Here is a 19996-nt window from a genome sequence, read left to right on the forward strand (position 1 = left end):
TAACGGCCGCTCCTCAAAGCGACCGGGCGCTGTGCCCAAGCGCGCCTTGCGGAGAGGTGCCGGAGTGGTCGAACGGGACGGTCTCGAAAACCGTTGTGCCCTCACGGGTACCGTGGGTTCGAATCCCACCCTCTCCGCCACCTAGTCTCGATGAATCCCTGTTCACCGGAGAAAACGGCCCGCCACCTGGCGGATTTGGGCCGTTCGGTGTTCGGCTTGGGAGCGGCGGAGAGAGAAATCCGGCGTAGAACCTGCAGTCTGCTGGATAGCAGAGAATTCGCCGCGCCATCTTCAGGCAGTTCTGTGCCGACCCGCTCCCCGCCTGGAGCCTTGCGCTGGGCGCTAACGTTGCTCGCCAGACTTGGAACGCCGCTTCAAGAATTGAGGCATCCTCCAGGCTGATCTGTTCAGGTGGACGCACGCAACCAGCTCCAGATCGCCAGAAAGGGGTGTGCACACGTTTAGTTGTCGGTGCGACGAGCCCGATTGTCGCAGCCGATTATCAGTTGTCGCAACCGATTGTCGATTGTCGAAAAGAGGTTGTCGGTTGTCGAAACAGGTTGTCGTAGTTGTCGCAACCGGTTGTCGCTGGCTGGGGGGCAGTTGTCGCGCCTACTTGCAACCCATTGAAAACATTCGATGCCAGAGTTATAACCCGGACAAAGGTTGTCGCTTCGCCCTAAAAAGAGAGCGACAACCAGATGAGCGTGGCTGACCGGCCGAGCAGATCTGCCAGTGAAGTGCCTGAAGGGGATCGAAGCAGTTGGGACGGGCGCCTGGTGGCTGGGCGCTCCTGGCTCTTTAGAGCTCGCGCGCTGGCATCCTTGTCTTGCTCGCCCTTGTCAGGATCGACCAGTGAGCGGGGACAGCGGACTGCGGCATCGAGACACATCGAACATGCCTGCCCGTTAGTCCACGACAATCTGGGCGGCTGTGCCGCCTCGTGTATGGCCCTTGTGTATAGTCGCAGCTACAAGATCGGCAGCGGGGACAGCGTCAGACTTCCCGCGCATCCGTGAAAGCAAACATGTCGCCCGACTCCCGCATTCCGATCTCTCGCCGTCTTGCGCCGAGTGCCGCACACCTCGCGGTCGACATCGTGCTGATGACGATTAGGGCTGGGGCGTTGCACGTCGTGATGGCCGAACGCGACGAGGAGCCGTTTGCTCATCGCTTCGTCCTTCCCGGCAATATGATCCATGAACCTCAGCTCCTGGAGCAGGCCGCGTACAGCGTGCTGTTCGAGAAGGTCGGGGATATCGACGCAAGGCTGGAGCAGTTCTTTACCTTCAGCCATCCCGAGCGCGATCCGAGAGGCTGGGTGACGAGCGTTGCCTACCTGGCGCTTGCTCCGGCTGACTGGCTGATGCGGCTGACAGGGCCTGGACTTGAACCGCAGCTGGTAAGAATCGAGCTAGCCGAAGTTCCCAAGCGCGCGCGGCTGAACTTTGAGGGACTTTCCATTCTGGCGGGGTTTGATCATGCCGAGATCGTTGCCGCGGCCGTAAGGCACCTGCGGGATCGGGTGGACGGGTCGATGCTCGCGTTTGACGTGCTGCCTTACGAGTTCCCGCTGCTCGACCTGCAGCAGGTGCACGAGGCAATCCTCGGACGAAAGCTGAGCAAGCCGCTTTTCCGCAAGCGGATGCTGCAGCGCATTTTTGCCGATGGGCGGCGCCTTGAGCCGACCGAAGAGGTGCGCGGAGGGGCGCACCGCCCGGCAAAGCTCTACCGGCTCGCCAAAGGAGCGCCCGCTAGAAAACGAGCAGCGCCTTCTCCTGCTCTTCCCAATCCCACCCGAATGCATCGGCCCTGAGGAGCGCCTGGGCATCGATCCCGGCTTTGGTGCGCCCGGCCAGGATCCCCTCGACCACGGATGGCGCGAGGAAGGCAAGCCGCACCACGCGCGTGATATAGGAGCGGGTGACGCCTTCCTGTTTTGCAAGTGAGGGGGTGTCGAGCTTCCCTTCCGCCAGAATGTCCCACCAGCCACGGGCTTTCACGAGCAGGCGCAGCAGTGCGGGATCAGCTCCCGTCGTAGGGGCCGCCAGCGCGCCGTTGTTCTGGACCAGGCGAACGGCGCGTCCGGTACGGGTCAGGCGTACGTTGCTGGTCAGCGTGAAGTGCTCAGGGGCATGACCCGCGAGGGGAACGTCCACGAGCTTGCTGAGGCTTGCTGCCGAGACGACCAGGTCGAGCGAGGCGGCATGGACCTGCACCTTCACCAGCAGGCGCTGAAGAAGACTGCTGCTGCTCGATTGCAGCTTTGGCCCGACTTCCTTGCAGCGGGCGACGAGCGGGATCAGTGCCGCTGGCTGCAGATCAAGCCCAGCAAGCTCAGCCAGGTGCATCGGATCGTCAAACAGCGCGGCCAGTTCCTGCGCCACCACTTGGTCGACCTCTTTCGCGGGGAGGCGAATGCCGCCTCCTGATCCTTCGCCGGTTCCATGATGCAGGGCCTTGCTGACGTAGTAGCGGTAGCGCTGCTCGCCCTTTCTCGTGTGGGTTGCGACGAGCGGCTCGCCCGCTTGATCAACAATCAGGCAAGCCAGCGGACTGTTCGTCGGTGCGCGCTGCACCCGCTTGCCTTTGGTGTGCGAGACCAGCTGGCGCTGGACTTTGTCCCACTCTTCGCGTTCGATGATCGCCGGGTGGTTGCCGGGATGGATGGTCTCGTGATGCGCAATGTCGCCCACGTAGATCGGGTTCTTGAGGATGGCGTAGAGCTGCCCGCGGGAGAAGAACCCGCCGCCAAGTGCCCGACCCGTGCCCGTCGTGCGCTGAGGCACGGTAATCCCCTCCTCGGTCAGCTGCTCCTCGACGAGGCGGACATTGCCGAGTGTGCGGTAGCGCTTGAAGATGTCGCGCACGAAGCTTGCATGTTCCTCTACGATCGTAAGGCTGCGCCCATCGGGCTTGTAGCCGAGCGGGGGAACACCGCCCATCCACATGCCCTTGGCTTTCGAGGCCGCCAGCTTGTCGCGGATCCGCTCAGCCGTGACCTCGCGCTCAAACTGCGCAAACGACAGGAGCATGTTGAGGGTGAGGCGACCCATGCTGGTGGTGGTGTTGAACGCCTGCGTGATCGAGACGAAGCTTACGCCGGCCTTGTCGAGCATCTCGACCAGCCTGGCAAAATCGAGCAGCGAACGGGTAAGCCGGTCGACCTTGTAGACAACGATGATGTCGATCTTGCCGGCTGCGACATCCGCCAGCAGCGTCTGCAAGGCCGGGCGCTCAAGCGTGCCGCCGGAGATTCCGCCGTCGTCGTAGTGCTCAGGCACAAGCTGCCAGCCTTCCGAGGCCTGGCTGAGGATATAGGCCGCACACGCATCGCGCTGGGCATGCAGCGAGTTGAACCCTTGCTCCAGACCCTCGTCGCTCGACTTGCGGGTGTAGATCGCGCAGCGAACCGGGGTCATGCGGCTTTCTTCTGCTTGAGACCGAAGAAAGCAGGGCCCGACCAGCGGGTCCCGGTGATCGCGCGGGCGACCTCACTGAGCGATCTCCAGGTTTTACCCTGCCAGCGGATTGTCTCGTCGGCCTCGATCGTGACGGTGTGGAGCACACCTTTCCACTCGCGCATCAGGCGCTGCTTGGGGGCCGTGGCTCCTGCTTCGCTTGTTCCTGCTGCCCTGGCGAGGCGCTGTTGGGTGCGCGCCGAGAGCCCGCCGTAGACATGCGCCTGAAGCTCAGCCCCAAGCGCCATGCGCATGAGGGCGGCGCTAACCTTCGGGGCTGGCTTACCGGTGAGAGCGGTCCAGCGCTGACGCAGTTCGGCGCGCGAGCATGTGGGCAGGGCACCCAGTTCGGTATCGAGGTCGAGGGTGGGCTTCAAGAGTGGTGTTCTCCTCGCGTTGAATGAGCAGCGTTCCACTGCTCTCACCACCTCTGGCCCCGGTGCGGGGGTGCGGCCGGGGCGTGCGAGGCGAGTATCGCCCTCGCGAATCTCCCTTCAACACATGCCGCTCTGGCTCGATTAGTCGAGCGGAATGAGAATGAAGGTCAGCGTGAGGATCTGCGGCCTGCGAAGGCTTCTTTGGCCCCTATACAAAGAAGCCAGCGGCCGTGTCATTCGTCACGTTCAGGAGACAGCGAGAAGGAAACGACTGCTCAAGCCAGATAGATACTGAAAGAGCCGGAAAACTATGGATCAATGGCCACGCGGGACAAGTGATTTGCTCATGTCCATTCGGGAGATCTTAAAATGCGCACCAGCCTTACTCACCCACTTGAGATCGCGGAAGTTCAGCCCTTCGAACGGATGGGCAAGGTCGGTCTGACGTTCTGCCCGGGCAAGAAGCAGCCCAATGCTGCTACGGGAGCATGGGACCGGGATCTCGAGCTCGATATGCAGGTCGTGAAGGACTGGAAAGCCGCAGCGGTTGTAACCCTGGTTGAGGACCATGAGCTTGCCAGCCTTGGCGTCGTGCATCTGGGCGAGGCTGTCATCGACGAGTACATTGCCTGGTATCACTTGCCGATCCGCGATGTCGGTATTCCGACAACCTCGTTCGAGCGAGCCTGGAAGGTCGCCGGCGAGGACCTGCGCTCCTTCCTTCGCTCAGGGTCCAATGTCCTCGTCCACTGCAAGGGCGGGCTGGGCAGGGCAGGAATGGTTGCCTCTCGCCTGCTGGTCGAGCTCGGCATGGACCCGGCTGAAGCCGTTGCCGCTGTGCGCCAGGTTCGCCCCGGAGCAATCGAGACAGCCGCGCAGCTGAACCATGTCCTTGAGCTCGGACCCAAAGCGGAAAAGAAGCCCGACGCCGCGCTCATTGCGGCGCGGGACCGGGCGACCGGCTCTCTGCTGGGCCTTGCCGTCGGCGATGCGCTGGGCACCACGCTCGAGTTCGCCCTGCGCGATACTCACCCCCGAGTGACCCGCATGGAAGGGGGAGGTCCGTTCCATCTCGAACCGGGCCAGTGGACCGATGACACCGCAATGGCGCTTGCGCTGGGTGACAGTCTGATCGCCAGCAGCGGACTTGATGAGGCTGATCTGATGGACCGCTTTCTCCGCTGGCGCGACGAGGGCGAGTATTCCTGTACCGGGACCTGCTTCGATATCGGCACGACCGTCAGCCGTGCTCTCTCGCGTTACAAGCAGACGGGCAATCCGGTTGCGGGATCCACTGATCCGATGAGCGCCGGCAACGGCAGCCTGATGCGGCTTGCGCCGGTGGCCATTTGCTACTGGCAGGATCGCAAGACCCTGCACGAGGTCGCCGCGCGCCAGAGCCGCACGACGCACGGCGCACCCGAGGCAGTCGATGCCTGTATCTCTTACGCCGACATCCTTGCCGACGCGATCGAGGGGCGTCCGCGCAGCGAAGTTCTGCGTCCGCGGTCTGGTCCTTACGCCGGCGAGATCGCGAGCATTGTGGCCGGATCCTGGCGGAGCAAGTCTCGGGACGAGATCGGCTCATCCGGGTATGTGGCCCATTCGCTTGAAGCCGCGCTCTGGTGCGTGGGGCGCACTGCCTCGTTTTTCGATGCGGTATTGCTGGCGGCCAACCTTGCCGACGATTCCGATACCACGGCTGCGATCACCGGCCAGCTTGCCGGCGCGCTTTATGGAGCAAGCGGTATCTCCTCAAACAGCCTCGGTCCGCTCGCGTGGAAGGAGCGGATCGAGGAGATGGCGGCCAGCTTGTTCGAGCAGGGCGTGCGGTGATCGCAGGCCGCGCAAGATCACCAGCACCAGCGAGCTGACGGGTGACCGATCAGCCGAAAACAATCCCATGCACTGTAGCCGGGGCCAGCTCTTTGCGCTTTGGCGGCCACAGGTCGTGACAGCACCCTCGGGAGGATTCGAGGGGGTGACCACATGGCAAGGAAGAAGGATGAGGAGCCGCACGGCAGGGAACCGGGCCGTAAGCCTGGCGCTGCCCAAACCATCGTGGCGCTGGGATCGCTTGTTCCGCCTGTCGACCACCATGCGCTCATTCTGAATGACCTGGTGGAGCAGACAAACAGCTTTGCGCTGGGCTCGTTCGAGCAGGCCGCAAGGGAACGAGGAAATCCGCAGCGATCAGCCGTGTTCCTGAAGCAGGGACTGGACCTCGCCAGGGGCTGCGCTGCTCTCGTCGCCGCCAGTGACAGTCATCGCAAGGCGCTGCGCAAGAGGGATGAACGTGGCAGGCACGCATGAGCGCAACACCGGGGCGATGCACTCTGCCCTGCGTTGCGGGGCAAGAACTCGTTTCGGCGAGCCTTGCAGATCCCCCAGCATTGCCGGTGCAGCGTGGTGCCGGATGCACGGAGGCAAGGGATCAGGTGCGCCTTTGAACAACCGCAATGCTCTGAAGCACGGGGCCCATCATCGGTAGATGCGCGAGCGGAACGCGCTCGTTCGGGAGCTGACGGCCAGAGTGCGCCAGGTGACGCAATGCTTGGGTCAGGGGGAGAGCTGACCGCCTTGGGGGAGCGCCCGAAACTCACGGCCAATCGCAGGAGAGATGCATGTCCGCTTCGCGCCCTAATCTCGGTTGTTCGGGATCATAGTCGACGAGCCGAAAGCAGACGTAGATCGCGTGCCGCTGGAGCGGCAGCATTGTTGGACGCTCCGGAACGGCAAGTTTTGGGGCGCGAATTACGGATAGCGGTCATTCCGAACGATGAATCGGCACGTCGGCTTCGCGCCCCTTAGCGGTCATTCGCCGAACCAGCCGCAAATCCTGAAAGCGGACGTTCCTTCAAGCTAGGGCGTCGGATAAGATGGTCGGAGGCAAAATGGCAGCGTTCGAGCGTCGAACGTGGTAAGTGAACGCTCCAGTGGTTGATCACGTCCTTCGCGGCGACGATGCTCTTGCGACATCGCTCTGAACGCTGGCCCGCCAGGCCTCCTCCCAGCCCGCGACTACCGATGGGTCGAGACGCTCGGCCATTCGGACGAGCCGCTTCGGATCGGTTACAAGACCGCCCACCGGCACCGAGTGATGGCCTAGGCGAAGATGGACGTTCACCAGCGCGCCGATGCCGGGCACGAGCAACACCTCGAGGTTCGCGGGCAGATGCCCTTGAGGAAGAAGGTAGCCGCGCCCGAAAAGCCGACGATGTTGGGATCTCACAGTCCGGTGCGTCGACCTCGGCATCGCCTGGACAGTTCTGAGTTCGGACCGTCCGGCATTCCGCGCGGCCACTCGGACCTGATGGAGCGCTTCGGCCACCCGCAGCGTACGGCCCCATGTCGAGCCGCTGGGTCTGAGCCAGGTTATCTCGAGCTCGTCCGAGTCTTGGTCTGACGTAGCTATGCGATCGACGAGGCGGGCCAGGTTAGGCGCCATGTAACTGGCGCCGATCGTAGCGGTGAACCCGCCTTCCTCGCGACCTAGCATTGTGATGGCCTGGATCCAGCCCTCAGCTTCGGTGGGCGAGTGGATGAGCGACGCCAGATCTCCGCGCCCGGTCATCCTCTCGAACTCCGCGGCCGTCACCGGCGTTGGTTCAGGCGAGTACGCTGACTGCCAGGCGTCGTTTGCGGCCACCGTGAGCTTCTGGAAGGCGGCGGCGTCATCACCCAACTCCGAGAACGTCGTCCGTACTGTCATCCCGTCGGTGTCGAGGACGAGCCCCGCCGGAAGTAGCTGGTACCCGTAACTTCCGCTCTCAACGTCGGAGATCGAGTAGAGGTTCACCTTGTCCGGTTCGGGAAAGCGTCTGATCCGCTTTGCGTAGTCTCGGAAGTTCTCCTCGAAAGCCTGCCGCGCGAAAGCCTCGGGAAATTCGCGCGCGTTGGGCTGCTCGGCCAATCGGACGAGATAGTCGGTGTTGGGCGTTCGCGACCGCGGCACCATGTTGCGGCTCACGAGGTCGAACCAGACGGTGTCGACCAGAGGGGTGACCTCGACTATGTGTGGCGCTCCGCCGTCGCCAGCGGAACGAAACAGTTCGCGGCCGGCAGGTGCCAACATCACCTCGTCGCCATCGAACTCGACGTACTTGTTCCGTCCCATGTCCAGCAGAACCGTCTCGATCTCCGGCTCGCTGAAGCCGAACCAGGCACGCAACCTTGTCACCTGCATTCGCTCGAGGACGGCGAGGAGCCGGAGCACGAACTCGTCGACGACCGGAAGCTGCCGATCGTTGGTCACCGATGCACGGATCGTGAAGCGGCGGCATGAAATCTGGAAGTCGACGGCGTCGATCTCGATCCTGTTTGCCTCGGCGCTCACTGGGCGATGCTCCCGGCGGGAATGACGGCGCCGCCGTCACCCTTCATCGCCCTCACGCGCTGATGCACCCGTCGCATCGGGGAGTCGCATTTGGGATCGGACCACATTTCGACGTTCCCCACTATGTACAGGCGCTCCTTTGCCCGCGACATCGCAACGTTGCAGCGGGTTTCCCTGCCCACATGCCCTGAAAGCCTGTCGTCGTTGGCTCGAACAAGGGTCACGATGACGATCGCATTCTCCTTGCCTTGATAGGCATCCACCGTGTCGATCGTCACCATTCGCCTGAATGCTTCAGAGAAGTGTTGTTGCGACCACTCACGCTCGATGCGGCGCTTCTGCTCGCTGTACATGCAGATGACGCCGATCGCCGGATCGCCCCGTCGTGAGAGAGCCTCGATGAGGGTCTCCTCCCTTGCCAGCCGTCGCAACAGCGAGAGCACCGTTGCGACCTCCGCATCGTTCCAAATGTCGCGTCGCATGTTCTTGTCCTGCTCGTCCGCGTTCGGAAGCTCGGCGGTATCGTACCAAACCACGGGTAGCGACAGATCGGCAGGCAGCTCGGAGAATGCCTCATCCCCCTTTCGCGCCGGGGAAGGCCTCAGCTTGACGTCATGTGGCGCGTAGAAGATTTCCGAGACGAGGTCGCTGATAACCGGCGTCATGCGGTATTGTTCGTCGAGGACGAGGGCGTTTCTCCGCCCGTAGGGTGACTCAAAAGCCCGCTCGAAGTCGGACTTCGCCAACACGCGCCCGAGCCCACTGAACTCCTTACGGAGTCCCTCCTTCACCGCGAAGTCGATCATGGGCCTGAGCTGCCTCTGGTCACCAACGAGGATCACCCTGCTTCCGAGCTGGAGCGGAACGGCAAGTTCGCCGCTCGTGCAGCGCGCCGCCTCGTCGACGATCACCCAATCGAAGGTGCCTTCCTCGAGCCGGATCTGCGACTGTCCCAGACCCACGCACGTGCCGGCGACCACCCGACGGGTCTTGGCGAGGAACTCGTCGAAGTTGCGATGGCCGGTCGCGAGCGTGTTCTGCCAGTCCTCGGCCAGCCTCATGAGCCGCCGCGTGGTGGCGAGATCGCTGGGACTCGCTTTGGGATACCTTCCTAGGACGGCTGCGTATGCCTCCTCGATCAGCGTCGGCACGTCTTCGACCACAGCCTCAACCTGGCGCTCGAGCGAAATCCCGGCCTCCCGTATGAACGCCGTCAGTAACGTACGGAGGCGGTTGTCATGGCGTGTCCGTCCCTCACGAGTGGTCTCCGCATTCGCCGTGAAGGAGACGAGTTCGATCGAGCGCCTGAGGCGGCCGAGCCGCTGGTCAACGTCGACGACATCATAGACGAACGCCCTCGGGATGCCCGCCGCGCCGGCCGCATGGGCGACGCGAGCCTTCAAACCGTTCTCGAACCTGATACGATAGCGTTCGCGCAGCGACCGTGCCTGATACGGCCTCACCCTTTCCGTAGCGCCACGGGCGCCGACCCGCAGCATGTCGGCATGCCCTCCGTGCGTTCTGTAGGTCTTGAGCACCTCCTCGAGGACGTTGTTGACTGCCTCATGCGACTGGCTCGCGATCAGTACCCGGCGCGCTCCGCCCTCTGTCAGCAGCCAGTGAGCGAAGGAGGCAATGAAGCGAGTCTTGCCCGAACCGGGCGGTCCCTGGAGCATTCCGATCGGACCAGTGCCGAGGAGGCCCCGGAAGGCTTTCCGCTGACCCTCGTTCAACCCGTATTCGAGCAGGACTTCGTCGGACACCTCGACCGCGTTTTTCGTCTCCGGCGTGTCGATGCCCGGGTCGAAGTAGTCGATCAGGTTCGGGACGACGCTTGCTCGCCGCGTGATCCGCTCGACGGCCCTTCGCCTGCGCTCCTTCGAGACCCGGTCCCTTCGGTCGAGGAGGGTTAGGAACTCGCCCTCCGCGATCGGGAAGCGCTGATCGCGCAGTGCGATTCTCTTCTCGTCGCAGCGCGCGACGTCGAGAAAGCCGATGCGCCGCCCATGAACGCCGCCGAGCATCACCTCGACCGTGTCGTCGTCCTCGAACTCGAGAGGCCGCGGCGAGGCATAGGAATAGGCCGCAGCGTTTGTGGAGTCGGGCAGCCGTCGGTCGACCCTGACCTGGAGCGCGGTCTCTTCCTCGATCTCTGCCGCACGGAGCCATATGCGGGCTACGTTGAAAGCGAAGAGCGGCGCGACGGGGGCAAGAGTGGGGTCGTCCGTATCCAGGTCGCCGACCTCTTCCATGGGCGCGATTTCGTCGTCGTCGACCTCGAGATTGTCCTCGACGATGTCCGCGAAGCGGACCTCCTCCGGCGCGACGTGTTCTGCCAAATAGTCGCCGAGTTCGAGCAGACCCTGCTCGGGTCCGTTCGCCATGCTGATCGCGAGGGGCACGCGCGCGCCCTGACCAAGCTCGGACAGCTTTGCTTCGACGAATTCGATGCCGTCCACCTCCCCAGCTTTGATGCGGAGCAGGATGCGGCCGTTAAGGCCCGTAACCCAGTGCACGTCCATACCCGCGGCGTTCCGGAAGGCCTTGACCCAAACGTCGCCATCGTCGGTCTGAAGGTCGCCGTGCGGGAGGCCCGGCGCGCTGATGTGGAATTGCTGAGCCTCGGGTTGCAGGAGCCGGCGCCGTTCGAGTTCGATGGCTTCGATCACCGGTGCAAGAGTTTCGATCGAGATCCGCTGCATCTCCTCCTGCGCGACTTGTGCGATCCGGCTCAGCTCGGAGAATATGGAACCCTCTGCTCGCAACGCGGCCATGCGGCAGACGGCAAAGCGATCGATCTGCTGTTCGGTGCGCCGCTCGTGATCTTCGGGCGCCCAAGCGTTGCTTCTGATCCGGCCAGCCCCGACCTGCGAAATGTCGAAGAGGTCGATGATCGTGATGGAACCGTCGGACGCGACGAGCACGTTCTCCGGATGGAGATCCCCGTGCGCCAGACCCCGAGCGTGCAGTTCGTCGACGGCCTTGGCGAGACGGTCCAGAAGGGCGAGTTCGCCCAAGGCGTCGGCGGACGCATGTCGATCGAGGGTCACGCCGTCGATCCACTGCGTCACTACGAAGGGACCGACGGGCGAGAGACCGCTGGCAACGACGGGGGTTACACACCCCAGGGGAGTTGTTTTCAGCGAGGCCGCTGCCTCGAGCATGGAAAGGAGCGCGTGATCCCGGCGCGCATCGCCGCGGGCCATGCCGTTCCAGACTTTGACCATGTGGTGCTCGTTCCCGGTCGCACTCTCGTACCGCGTAGAGTGCGCTCCTGTATGGGTCGCGCCGGTCGGGGAAAACAGCACGTAGGGGATGGCGGTCGTTTCGAAGGCGTCGAGCCTCGACTGATCTACGCTTGGGCCGGCCGGGGTCCGAAGTTCACCCAGGGCTTCCGCCATGGCACGAGCGTCCGCGAACCTCTCCCCAGGTGCCGACAAGGCCTTGGCGGCCACCTCGTCCCAGCCTGTCGGCAGCGCGCTAATGTCTCCCTCCAGTGCTGCGAGATCCCGCATGACGGCACCGAGACTGTAGACGTCCCGCTCCTTGGCGGTGGGGAGCTGGCCGTTCCAATCGGGTTCCTCCTCGGCGAAGGTGCCAAGAACCTCGAGGAAGTCGGACACCGAGCGGTCATCGGGCAGCTTCGCCGAGAAGAAGCCCGTCATGGACATGCTGGTCGGGGACCCCATCCACACCGCGTCGGCGCCCAGATCGCGATGGGCAACTCCTTGCGCGTGCAGCTCCGCGACCATGGAGGCGAGTGTGTGGACGATGTCGACCCGCTGCTCGCCGGTGACTTCCGCGCCGTGGCGCTGCAGGTATCGCCGTAGCGTCGTCCATCCGCTCGGTATCGATATGAGCTGGTGATGCTCGGTCAGCACCTCGTCCGGCGGCGTTCCCACCTGCTGGAGAATGCCGCGTTCGGCCATCCAGCTACCCTGCTCGCCCAGATACGCCACGGTCTTCAATTCGCGGTCCGCGATGAGCTGACGGCCGCCGGGCTCGTTCAGGCCCACGGGCAAGTTGTCGAAGCGCCACAGCCGCAGCAGTGCCTTGACCCGCTCCTCCCGCTTGAGTTGCGCCCGGTGCTCACGCCAGACGTCCCGGCGGTGGACGAAGAAGTCCTCGTCCGTGACACCGTACCCGTCCCATGTCATCTTGAGAGGCTGGAAATAGCTGCCGTTCCCGAACAGCTTTTCGAAGTCCTTGACCAGCATGTTGGGTCTGACCGGAGTTAGCCGCACCGACCCGATCAGACGGTCACGCTGCTTGCGGTCGCCTAGGAGCTTTGCCTCCTCAAGCGTGAGGACGTACGGCTTCTGGTCGTCAGGCAGATCTTCCCTAGTCGAGGTGGCCGTCAGGACCACGCGAGAGTCGACGAAGATGCGACTAATCGACGGGATTTGTGACCTGATGATCCCCTTTATCTTCTTCGCCTTCTCGTTGCCGAGAATCACGGGGGAACGCTCGTGCTTGCCTGCGTGGACCCACATGTCCCCCTTCGGTCTAATGGGCCCGTTCCAGTCCTTGAGTTCGAGCAGTACGATCCGGTCGTCCATGACCACGAACACGTCTATCTCAATGGGTGCGCTGTTTCTGGGAAAGGCGTTAAGTGACGCGTACACGAGCCAGTTGCTGGGAAAAGCGCTGGCTAAAGCGTCAAGCCCCTTCACCTCGCGATGCTGAACACCTGCGCTGCTGAGATATCTAACCGAACAAACCATCGACCGCCGCGCCCTCATTCGCTTTTTGTCGCCCGAAACCAACGGACTTGAAAGATTCAACTTTCGCGGCAGCCGCCCCCGACGGTTAGAAGATGCAGCGTTGGCGACGGCGGGCCAACCCTTTTTCGACAAGCAAGCGAAAGAGGTCGTAACCAACGTCGCTCTCAGCGGCTTAACTGGCGAGCAAAGCCAATGTCCGCTTCGCGCGATCTGGGGCCCGGAAGCCGCCAGGCCGCAAACGGCCCAAGAGGCGCCATAACTGGCCGCGTGAATGAACGGCTGGTTTCAACGGCCAAGAGAGGCGTTGTGAACGTCGGCTATTATCGGCGACAAGGGTCAGCGAAGTTGAGCATGATTAGCGGCAGCTATCTGTTGTCCGTCAACCGAAACCGGACGGTCTCCAAGCGGCCCAGCTTGAGCCGAAAAGCAGCCGGGCGGAAGCGCGCCCAATCTTTGCCGTTTCCGGCCTGCAATGCCGAACCTGCAAGTGGCCATTGGTTATGCGGCGGCGGCCGGCCGTCGGAATGGCCGCCCCCAGGACTTTCCTGCCATTCCCGCTGCGAACGATGAACGGCTTGATTCCAACCTTCACCATTCGTTTGACCTCTCTTCCGAGCAAAGCCATGAGAGCGCTCCGCGACCTCGACCGCCGCACCTTGCATGAGGCGGAAAGATCAGGTGAAAGTCCAGGAGGTTGAAGCCCAGTTAATGGCCGGATCCAAACGCCATCATTTCTGGTCAAACTTCTGGGCCTTGCCCAGCGCGATGATTTTCGGAGCGGTCGTCCTTACCGGGCTTCTGCTGGCGCTGGACGCCCGAGGCGGATCGGCCTGGATGGGGGACCGAGGCTGGCCCTTCGCGATCACAGGCAAGACGGCGCAGCAACTCGCCAGCGCGCTCGTGACCTTGCACAGCACGTTCTCCACTTTGTATTTCTCCATCACGTTGCTGGTCCTGACACTGGCCGCCGGCAATCTTGGCGTGCGGCTGATCGACCGCTGGATCAGTGATCGGGAAATCCGTTTTACGCTCGGCCTGCTGATGTCGCTTCTTGCGGCTTCGGTGGTCGTGCTTTTCTCAGTCGATAGCGATGCCGCGCCAGACCGTGTTCCCCGGCTTACGCTGACCGTACTGGTGGTTGCGACCATTCTTGCCCTTGGGTGGATGACAAAGGCCCTCAACCATCTGGGGCGCACCGTTCATGTCGACACTTCGATCGCAGAGTTGGGGCGGAACGCTGCGCGCAGTCTCAGCCGCAATCGCCAGCCGGGCCCGCTCGGCATAGAGCGAGAGACAGGCGTGCCCATCCTCGCGTGCGAAACCGGCTATGTCGATGAACTCGATAGCGACGCGATCCTGCGCGAGGCGTGCAACAGGGGCGCGTTCGTCCGCTTCCTGCGCGGAACCGGTGATTTCATGATAGAAGGCGAACAGATCGGTATCATTATCGGAGACAGCAGCGGTGACTGGGTGAACCAGCACCTTACCTGCGCGGCCTACCGGAATGACACGAACGGTCCAATCTTCGAATGCAATCTTCTAGTGGAAATCGCGGCTCGCGCCCTCTCTCCCGGGATCAACGATTTCTACACGGCTCTAACGTGCTGTGACCGGCTCGCCGGCGTGTTCGCCACAGCCCTGAACGTGCGGCAAGCGCCCCAATGGCTGTGCGACAAACAGGGCACTCCTCGGCTTGAGCTGCCAACGGAGCGCGTGACGCAGTTCATGGACGGACCCTTAAAGGCGCTTCGCCAGGCGGCTGCTTCCTATCCACCGGTCATCATCCACATGATCAAGCTGATCGGTCGCCTTCCATGCGCCGGCACGACAGACGAGGATGTGCGCGCATTTCTTCTGGCCCACGCAAATGCCATGGCACAGCATGGCTCCAGCCAGGCAGGGACCGACCTCGACCGCGCTGACATCGCCGGGGCGCTGGAGACGGCGCAACGTTCGCTTGCCATTCGGTGATCTGATCCCGAGGCGCTCGCCACGGGATGCATACAGCTGATCCGGCTGCGTCGAGCATCCGCTTCGGGGGAACCCGATCTGCCTCGGCAACGTCTGACCGGGGAGCCGTTAGGTTCGCATTCCGTTGCGAGTCCCAGGGGGACAGCGGAGATCCGGAATGGTCGGTTCCTACGGCCTTGAAGAGACTGACCTTACCCCCCCATCGTCCGGCACTGTCAGAGCAACTGCACCGGATAGCGACTAGGTGCGGAACGGGGTAGGGCAGGCGCATGCCTCGCCCTCTTAAACCCGCCAATCCGTTCCGGTATTTCCACTCCTCGCCCGAGGTAATCCGCCTCGTGGTCATGATGTACGTCCGTTATCCGCTTTCGTTGCGGAACGTGGAAGACCTGCTGTTCGAGCGCGGGATCGACATCTGTCACGAAACGGTGGGGCATTGGTGGAACAGGTTTGGTCCGATGTTTGCGGCGGACATCCGCCGGCAGCGCATCTCCCGGATGCGCGGCTTTTGTCATTGGAGGTGGCACCTCGACGAGATGTACGTTCGGGTGAATGGCGAGATGGTCTATCTCTGGCGCGCCGTCGATCACGAGGGCGAAGTCCTCGAAAGCTACGTCACGACAACCAGGGACAAAGCCGCTGCCCTGCGGTTCATACGCAAGACGCTGAAGCGTCACGGCAAGGTCTAGACGATCACAACCGACGGTCTGCGCTCGTACAAAGCAGCGCTGACTGAACTTGGCTGCGAGCAGAAGCAGGAGACCGGCCGCTGGGCCAACAACCGCGCCGAGAACTCGCACCTGCCGTTCCGGCGACGAGAGCGAGCAATGCTGAGGTTCCGGCAGATGAAGTCGCTCCAGAAGTTCGCTTCGGTCCCCGCCTCCTTCCACAACCACTTCAACTCCGAACGCCACCTCGTCGACAGGCAGACTTACAAGACCCGCCGCTCGGCCGCTCAGGTGATCGGCGTCGGTTCGGTACCGTAGTAGCTGGAGACGCGATCCGCATAAGATTCGTTGAACTCAGGCGGATTATTCGCCCAGCTAGGACCGCCCTCCAAGACGCGGCGATCGATTGTGACCACGTAATCGTCGCTGGTGACATCATAGGAGAGCAGACTGAAAGGTACTGGATAGTAGCTCTTGTTCAGACCCAGAAAGCCTCCCAAGCTGAGAACCGCGTACGTGGATTGCCCGGTGCGCTTGTCGACCATGAGTGCCTTGAGGTGGCCAAGGTCATCGCCGTCGCGCGACCGCACCTTCAGTCCTGAGGTTTCGGCTTCCGCCAAAGTCAAAGCTGGTTGTGATGTTGTCATTAATGGAATCCTTCGGAAGGCAGTTCGGGATCTGACGCGCCGGAAACCGGACCCATCGTTCAGCGCGTCACTATGTCTGCAATATCCGGCCCCTCAACTCGTTCACTTCCGCGATCCGGTCAGATACACGCGAAGCTCATCGTAGACTTGTTGTCGCCGGATGGTGTTACGCTGCGCAATTGGGCGGATCGACTTCTGCTCTGACAATATTCCTTGGCTGCGTTCACGGCCGTCGACTGGTTGTCCGGTGCCACGCGATAGGTGATGCCCAGCGCATCTGCTGAAACAATCCGGGGAGCGTTTTCCCCGAAGGCTGAGCAGCCGCCGATCAGCAGCACTGCAATCGTAGTGGACACGCTCGCCCGAACTCGCATATTTTACCTCGCTCCAACGTCTATGATGAGAAATCCGTGTTCTCTCAACCGACCATCGCACCGACTGTTCCGTACCCATCCGGTTGGTCCCGCCTTGTGCGGGAGGCACAGGACCGGTCTTAAGCACGCTCTTATGAGCGCACTTAGGAGCGGTTTATGGGCCAGATTACGGTGTTTTCGGGGCCGGAGCGACAGCGACGCTGGAGCGAGGACGAGGGCCGCGTGATCCTGGCCGAGGCGTTTTCGCCGGGAGCTTGCGTGGGCCAAGTTGCTCGGCGGCACGACGTCTCCACAGCATTGGTCTACACGTGGCGACGCAAGCTTTTGAAGACGGCAGCCGGACCGGACACGTCGACTGTGCACAATCCAGGCTTTGCCGAGACGACGATCGTCGACGAGGGCGAAGGCTTGTCGGCAGCGCGCACGCCGGCGATGATCATGGACCTGGCGCGCGGCAAGCGGGTGAGCATTTTCGCCTCGGCATCACCCGCGCTGGTGGGCGCAGCCCTGAAGGCTCTGCGGGGGACTGTCAGAGCAACGGTACCGGATAGCGATCAGGCGCGCAGCAGAGTAGGGCAGGGGGCCTTGTCAGACCAAATTGCGCAGCCGGTGGTGGACGGCTAGACGAGGGCATGGGCAAAGCATCGACCCCAGGCTGGCGGCTCGCGGTTGAGCGCGTGAAGATAAAGGGTCAGCCGCGCTATCTCTGGAAGGCGGTAGATGAGGCTGGGCAGCTCCTGGAGTTCTACGCTACGGAAGAACGTGATGAGGCGGCGGCCCGACAGTTTTTCGATCAGGCGCTGAAAGACCCATGGGCAAAACCAGTAATCCGTTCCGGTGTTTCAACTCGTCGCCGGAAGTGATCCGTGCGGCGGTAATGCTGTACGTTCGCTATCCGCTGTCGCTCCGTAACGTCGAGGACCTGCTTTTCGAACGTGGGATCGACATTTGCCACGAGACGGTGCGCTTTTGGTGGAACCGCTTCGGTCCGATGTTCGCGGCGGAAATCCGCCGACGGCGGGTCAGCCGAATGCGCGGATTTCGTCATTGGCGGTGGCATGTTGATGAGATGTACGTGAAGCTCAACGGCGAAATGGTGTACCTGTGGCGCGCTGTTGATCACGAAGGCGAGATCCTGGAGAGTTACATCACAAAGAAACGGGACAAGGCTGCGGCCTTGGCGTTCTTGAAGAAAGCATTGAAGCGCCACGGCAAAGCCGAGAAGATCGTCACCGACGGTCTAAAATCCTACCCGGCTGCGATGAAGGAGCTCGGCAATCAGGATCGTCGCGAGGTGGGAAGATGGCTGAACAATCGGGCGGAAAATTCGCACCTGCTATTCCGACGACGAGAGCGGGCGATGCAGCGATTTCGCCAGATGAAGTTGCTACAGAAATTCGCCTCCGTCCACGCCTCGATTTCAAATCACTTCAACTCGGAACGCCACCTCGTCGATCGCCAGACTTACAAGCAGCGCCGCTCGGCAGCCTTGGCCGAGTGGCAGAATCTTGCGGCATGAGAGCGTAATCGTCTGGGCTGCATTGCGCCAAGTGGACACAGGTTCGCATAAGACTGACACCTCCTCGGGATGGCAAACCTTGCCTATAACTTCCAGCGTCTCGTCTGGCTCGAGAAGAGAAGTGCGCCCGCTTGAGGGGCAAAGTACGCCCGGCCGGGCCGGGAACGGCCGAAATCGGGCAACATAGAAGCAAAACCGATCCCGCTATGGCCGGACAGGCGCAACGCCCGCGCTTGCCGAGCCACTCGCTGCCCCTTCAGGCCGAAATCAGGCGGTTTTTCGTTGTGTCCAGTTGGACGGTTCGAAAAACCCTCGCTTTTGCGGCCCTGAGATGATTCATTGCCCTTCTAGGTGAGGAGGCGCGGAATGGCAGGACAGCCCGGGTTCTTTGATCTTTCAGACCGGTACGAGGCGCTGAGCGCGGCGGGCGATCCGCTTGAGCGGTTGCCTTCGGTAGTGGATTTCGAGGTTTTCCGGGAACCGTTGATCGCGGCGCTGCGGCGAGGACCGCGGAACAAGGGCGGCAGACCGCCTTATGACCCGGTGCTCATGTTCAAGATCCTCGTGCTCCAGGCGCTCTACTCGCTGTCGGATGAGGCTACCGAGTTCCAGATCAGAGACAGATTGTCGTTCCAGCGCTTCCTTGGCCTCGGCTCGATGGCGCGGTGCCGGATGCGACCACGGTGTGGCTGTTTCGCGAGCGACTGGTGAAGGCCAAGGCAATCGACAAGCTGTTCGCCCGCTTTGATGCGGCGCTGGAGGATCGGGCCTATCTCGCGATGGGCGGGCAGATCATCGATGCGAGCGTCGTGCCCGCGCCGAAGCAGCGGAACACCGAAGAGGAAAAGGCGGCAATCAAGCAGGGGCGCATTCCCGAGAACTGGAAGAACAAGCCGGCCAAAGCGCGGCAGAAGGACCGGGATGCCCGCTGGATGGTCAAGTACTCCAAGGCAAAGGTAAAGGAGGGCGCGGACCCCAAGGGCTTCAAGCCGGTCGACCTTGCGATCCCGATGTTCGGCTACAAGAGCCACATTGGCATCGACCGCGCCCACGGCCTGATCCGCACCTGGGACGCAAGCGCGGCCAACGCCCATGACGGCGCGCGCCTGTCAGTGCTGGTGAGCCGGGAGAACACCGCCTCGGGCGTGTGGGCCGATACCGCCTACCGCTCAAAGAAGAACGAGGCGTTCCTGGCCAAGGGGCTGTTCACCAGCCACATCCACCAGAAGAAACCGCCGAAGAAGCCGATGCCGGAGCGAGTTGCGAAGGCGAACGCCAAGCGGTCTGTCGTGCGATCTGCAGTTGAGCATGTATTCGCCGGACAGAAGCACCGCATGGGGTTGTTCATCCGCACCATCGGCATTGACCGTGCCCGGATAAAGATCGGAATGGCGAACCTTGCCTACAACTTCCAGCGTCTTGTCTGGCTCCAGAGGAGAAGTGCGCCCGTTTGAGGCGCAAAGTGCGCCCGGCCGGGCCGGAAACGGCCGAAACCGGGCAACACAGAAGCAAAATCGATCCCGCTATGGCCGGACAGGCGCAACGCCCGCGCTTGCCGAGCCACTCGCCGCCCCTTCAGGGCGAAATCAGGCGGTTCTTCGACGTGTCCAGTTTCCCGTCGCTCGCGAACCCGGCGCACTGCACTGGCCGCAGCAACCCCGAACCGCCTTGCCGCCGCCCGGCGGAAAAGGCCGCCTTCACCGCTGAAATCACACGGGAACGCAGATCCTGGGATATGGGCTTCGTCATGCCAGGCTGGCCTCCTCGTCCAGCTGACATGTTGAATCAGAGTTTCCGGCAAATGGGAATCCCTCGCCTGATTCCGTTAGGTCAAATTATGCTCTAGGCTCAGGACTCATTGCGGCAACCAGAAGATGACGGTCGCGGCGATGCAAATCGCGGACATGAAGGTGTGGGCG

At 62.5% G+C, this 19996-nt stretch carries 15 protein-coding genes, 1 tRNA gene and 2 pseudogenes; 11 read left to right on the forward strand and 7 right to left on the reverse strand.

Going from position 1 to position 19996, the window contains the following annotated elements; translation table 11 throughout:
- Positions 1 to 50: 50 nt before the first annotated feature.
- Positions 51 to 140: transfer RNA gene (locus ELY13_RS12495), tRNA-Ser, on the forward strand.
- A gap of 887 nt (positions 141 to 1027) precedes the next feature.
- Positions 1028 to 1816 (forward strand): NUDIX hydrolase, encoded by a 789-nt coding sequence (locus ELY13_RS12500; protein ID WP_126174259.1) that lies wholly within the window; start codon positions 1028 to 1030, stop codon positions 1814 to 1816.
- Here ELY13_RS12500 and ELY13_RS12505 read toward each other — a convergent pair.
- Together ELY13_RS12505 and ELY13_RS12510 are read right to left on the reverse strand one after the other, a co-directional pair.
- Positions 1755 to 3422: a recombinase family protein gene (locus ELY13_RS12505; protein WP_126174260.1), complete on the reverse strand. Its 1668-nt coding sequence runs from the start codon at positions 3420 to 3422 to the stop codon at positions 1755 to 1757. The two genes, ELY13_RS12500 and ELY13_RS12505, sit on opposite strands and share 62 nt — an antisense overlap.
- Complete coding sequence (locus ELY13_RS12510) at positions 3419 to 3838, reverse strand: DUF2924 domain-containing protein (protein WP_206436060.1); 420 nt, start codon at positions 3836 to 3838, stop codon at positions 3419 to 3421. Before ELY13_RS12510 ends, ELY13_RS12505 begins: the two co-directional genes overlap by 4 nt.
- A 369-nt stretch (positions 3839 to 4207) precedes the next feature.
- Here ELY13_RS12510 and ELY13_RS12515 point away from each other — a divergent pair, with 369 nt between their 5' ends.
- From ELY13_RS12515 to ELY13_RS15690, 3 genes are all read left to right on the forward strand, one after another.
- Positions 4208 to 5674: an ADP-ribosylglycohydrolase family protein gene (locus ELY13_RS12515; RefSeq protein WP_126174261.1), complete on the forward strand. Its 1467-nt coding sequence runs from the start codon at positions 4208 to 4210 to the stop codon at positions 5672 to 5674.
- A gap of 153 nt (positions 5675 to 5827) precedes the next feature.
- The gene (locus ELY13_RS12520; RefSeq protein WP_126174262.1) at positions 5828 to 6151 is read left to right on the forward strand and encodes a hypothetical protein; all 324 of its coding nucleotides are present in this window, start codon (positions 5828 to 5830) and stop codon (positions 6149 to 6151) included.
- Positions 6152 to 6167: 16 nt separating this feature from the next.
- Complete coding sequence (locus ELY13_RS15690) at positions 6168 to 6329, forward strand: HGGxSTG domain-containing protein (protein WP_420897427.1); 162 nt, start codon at positions 6168 to 6170, stop codon at positions 6327 to 6329.
- A gap of 453 nt (positions 6330 to 6782) precedes the next feature.
- Here the strand turns inward: ELY13_RS15690 and ELY13_RS12525 are convergent, their stop codons facing one another.
- Positions 6783 to 8174, reverse strand: coding sequence for a hypothetical protein (locus ELY13_RS12525; RefSeq protein ID WP_126174263.1), 1392 nt, complete (start codon positions 8172 to 8174; stop codon positions 6783 to 6785).
- Positions 8171 to 12847 (reverse strand): AAA domain-containing protein, encoded by a 4677-nt coding sequence (locus ELY13_RS12530; RefSeq protein WP_164549798.1) that lies wholly within the window; start codon positions 12845 to 12847, stop codon positions 8171 to 8173. Before ELY13_RS12530 ends, ELY13_RS12525 begins: the two co-directional genes overlap by 4 nt.
- A gap of 759 nt (positions 12848 to 13606) precedes the next feature.
- Here ELY13_RS12530 and ELY13_RS12535 point away from each other — a divergent pair.
- Positions 13607 to 14869: a DUF2254 family protein gene (locus ELY13_RS12535; RefSeq protein WP_164549799.1), complete on the forward strand. Its 1263-nt coding sequence runs from the start codon at positions 13607 to 13609 to the stop codon at positions 14867 to 14869.
- A gap of 269 nt (positions 14870 to 15138) precedes the next feature.
- Positions 15139 to 15855, forward strand: a pseudogene (locus tag ELY13_RS12540) (IS6 family transposase).
- On the opposite strand, the gene ELY13_RS12545 reads toward ELY13_RS12540, so the two are convergent.
- Together ELY13_RS12545 and ELY13_RS12550 are read right to left on the reverse strand one after the other, a co-directional pair.
- A complete protein-coding gene (locus ELY13_RS12545; RefSeq protein ID WP_126174266.1) occupies positions 15825 to 16184 on the reverse strand; it encodes a PRC-barrel domain-containing protein in 360 nt (119 codons plus the stop codon). The pseudogene ELY13_RS12540 and the gene ELY13_RS12545 sit on opposite strands and share 31 nt — an antisense overlap.
- A 119-nt stretch (positions 16185 to 16303) precedes the next feature.
- Complete coding sequence (locus ELY13_RS12550; protein ID WP_126174267.1) at positions 16304 to 16540, reverse strand: hypothetical protein; 237 nt, start codon at positions 16538 to 16540, stop codon at positions 16304 to 16306.
- A gap of 174 nt (positions 16541 to 16714) precedes the next feature.
- On the opposite strand from ELY13_RS12550, the gene tnpA reads away from it, so the two are divergent.
- From tnpA to ELY13_RS12570, 4 genes and pseudogenes are all read left to right on the forward strand, one after another.
- On the forward strand, positions 16715 to 17182 hold the full coding sequence (gene tnpA / locus ELY13_RS12555) for an IS66-like element accessory protein TnpA (RefSeq protein ID WP_126174268.1): 468 nt from the start codon (positions 16715 to 16717) through the stop codon (positions 17180 to 17182).
- A gap of 8 nt (positions 17183 to 17190) precedes the next feature.
- A complete protein-coding gene (locus ELY13_RS12560) occupies positions 17191 to 17421 on the forward strand; it encodes a DDE-type integrase/transposase/recombinase (RefSeq protein ID WP_126174269.1) in 231 nt (76 codons plus the stop codon).
- A complete protein-coding gene (locus ELY13_RS12565; protein WP_126174270.1) occupies positions 17370 to 18077 on the forward strand; it encodes an IS6 family transposase in 708 nt (235 codons plus the stop codon). The genes ELY13_RS12560 and ELY13_RS12565 overlap by 52 nt, the downstream gene beginning before the upstream one ends.
- A gap of 366 nt (positions 18078 to 18443) precedes the next feature.
- Positions 18444 to 19531, forward strand: a pseudogene (locus ELY13_RS12570) (IS5 family transposase).
- Between the two features lie 121 nt (positions 19532 to 19652).
- Here ELY13_RS12570 and ELY13_RS15045 read toward each other — a convergent pair.
- A complete protein-coding gene (locus ELY13_RS15045) occupies positions 19653 to 19826 on the reverse strand; it encodes a hypothetical protein (RefSeq protein ID WP_164549800.1) in 174 nt (57 codons plus the stop codon).
- Between the last annotated feature and the right edge of the window lie 170 nt (positions 19827 to 19996).

Origin of the sequence: Altericroceibacterium xinjiangense, from assembly GCF_003958635.1 — a bacterium.
Taxonomy (GTDB): domain Bacteria; phylum Pseudomonadota; class Alphaproteobacteria; order Sphingomonadales; family Sphingomonadaceae; genus Altericroceibacterium_A; species Altericroceibacterium_A xinjiangense.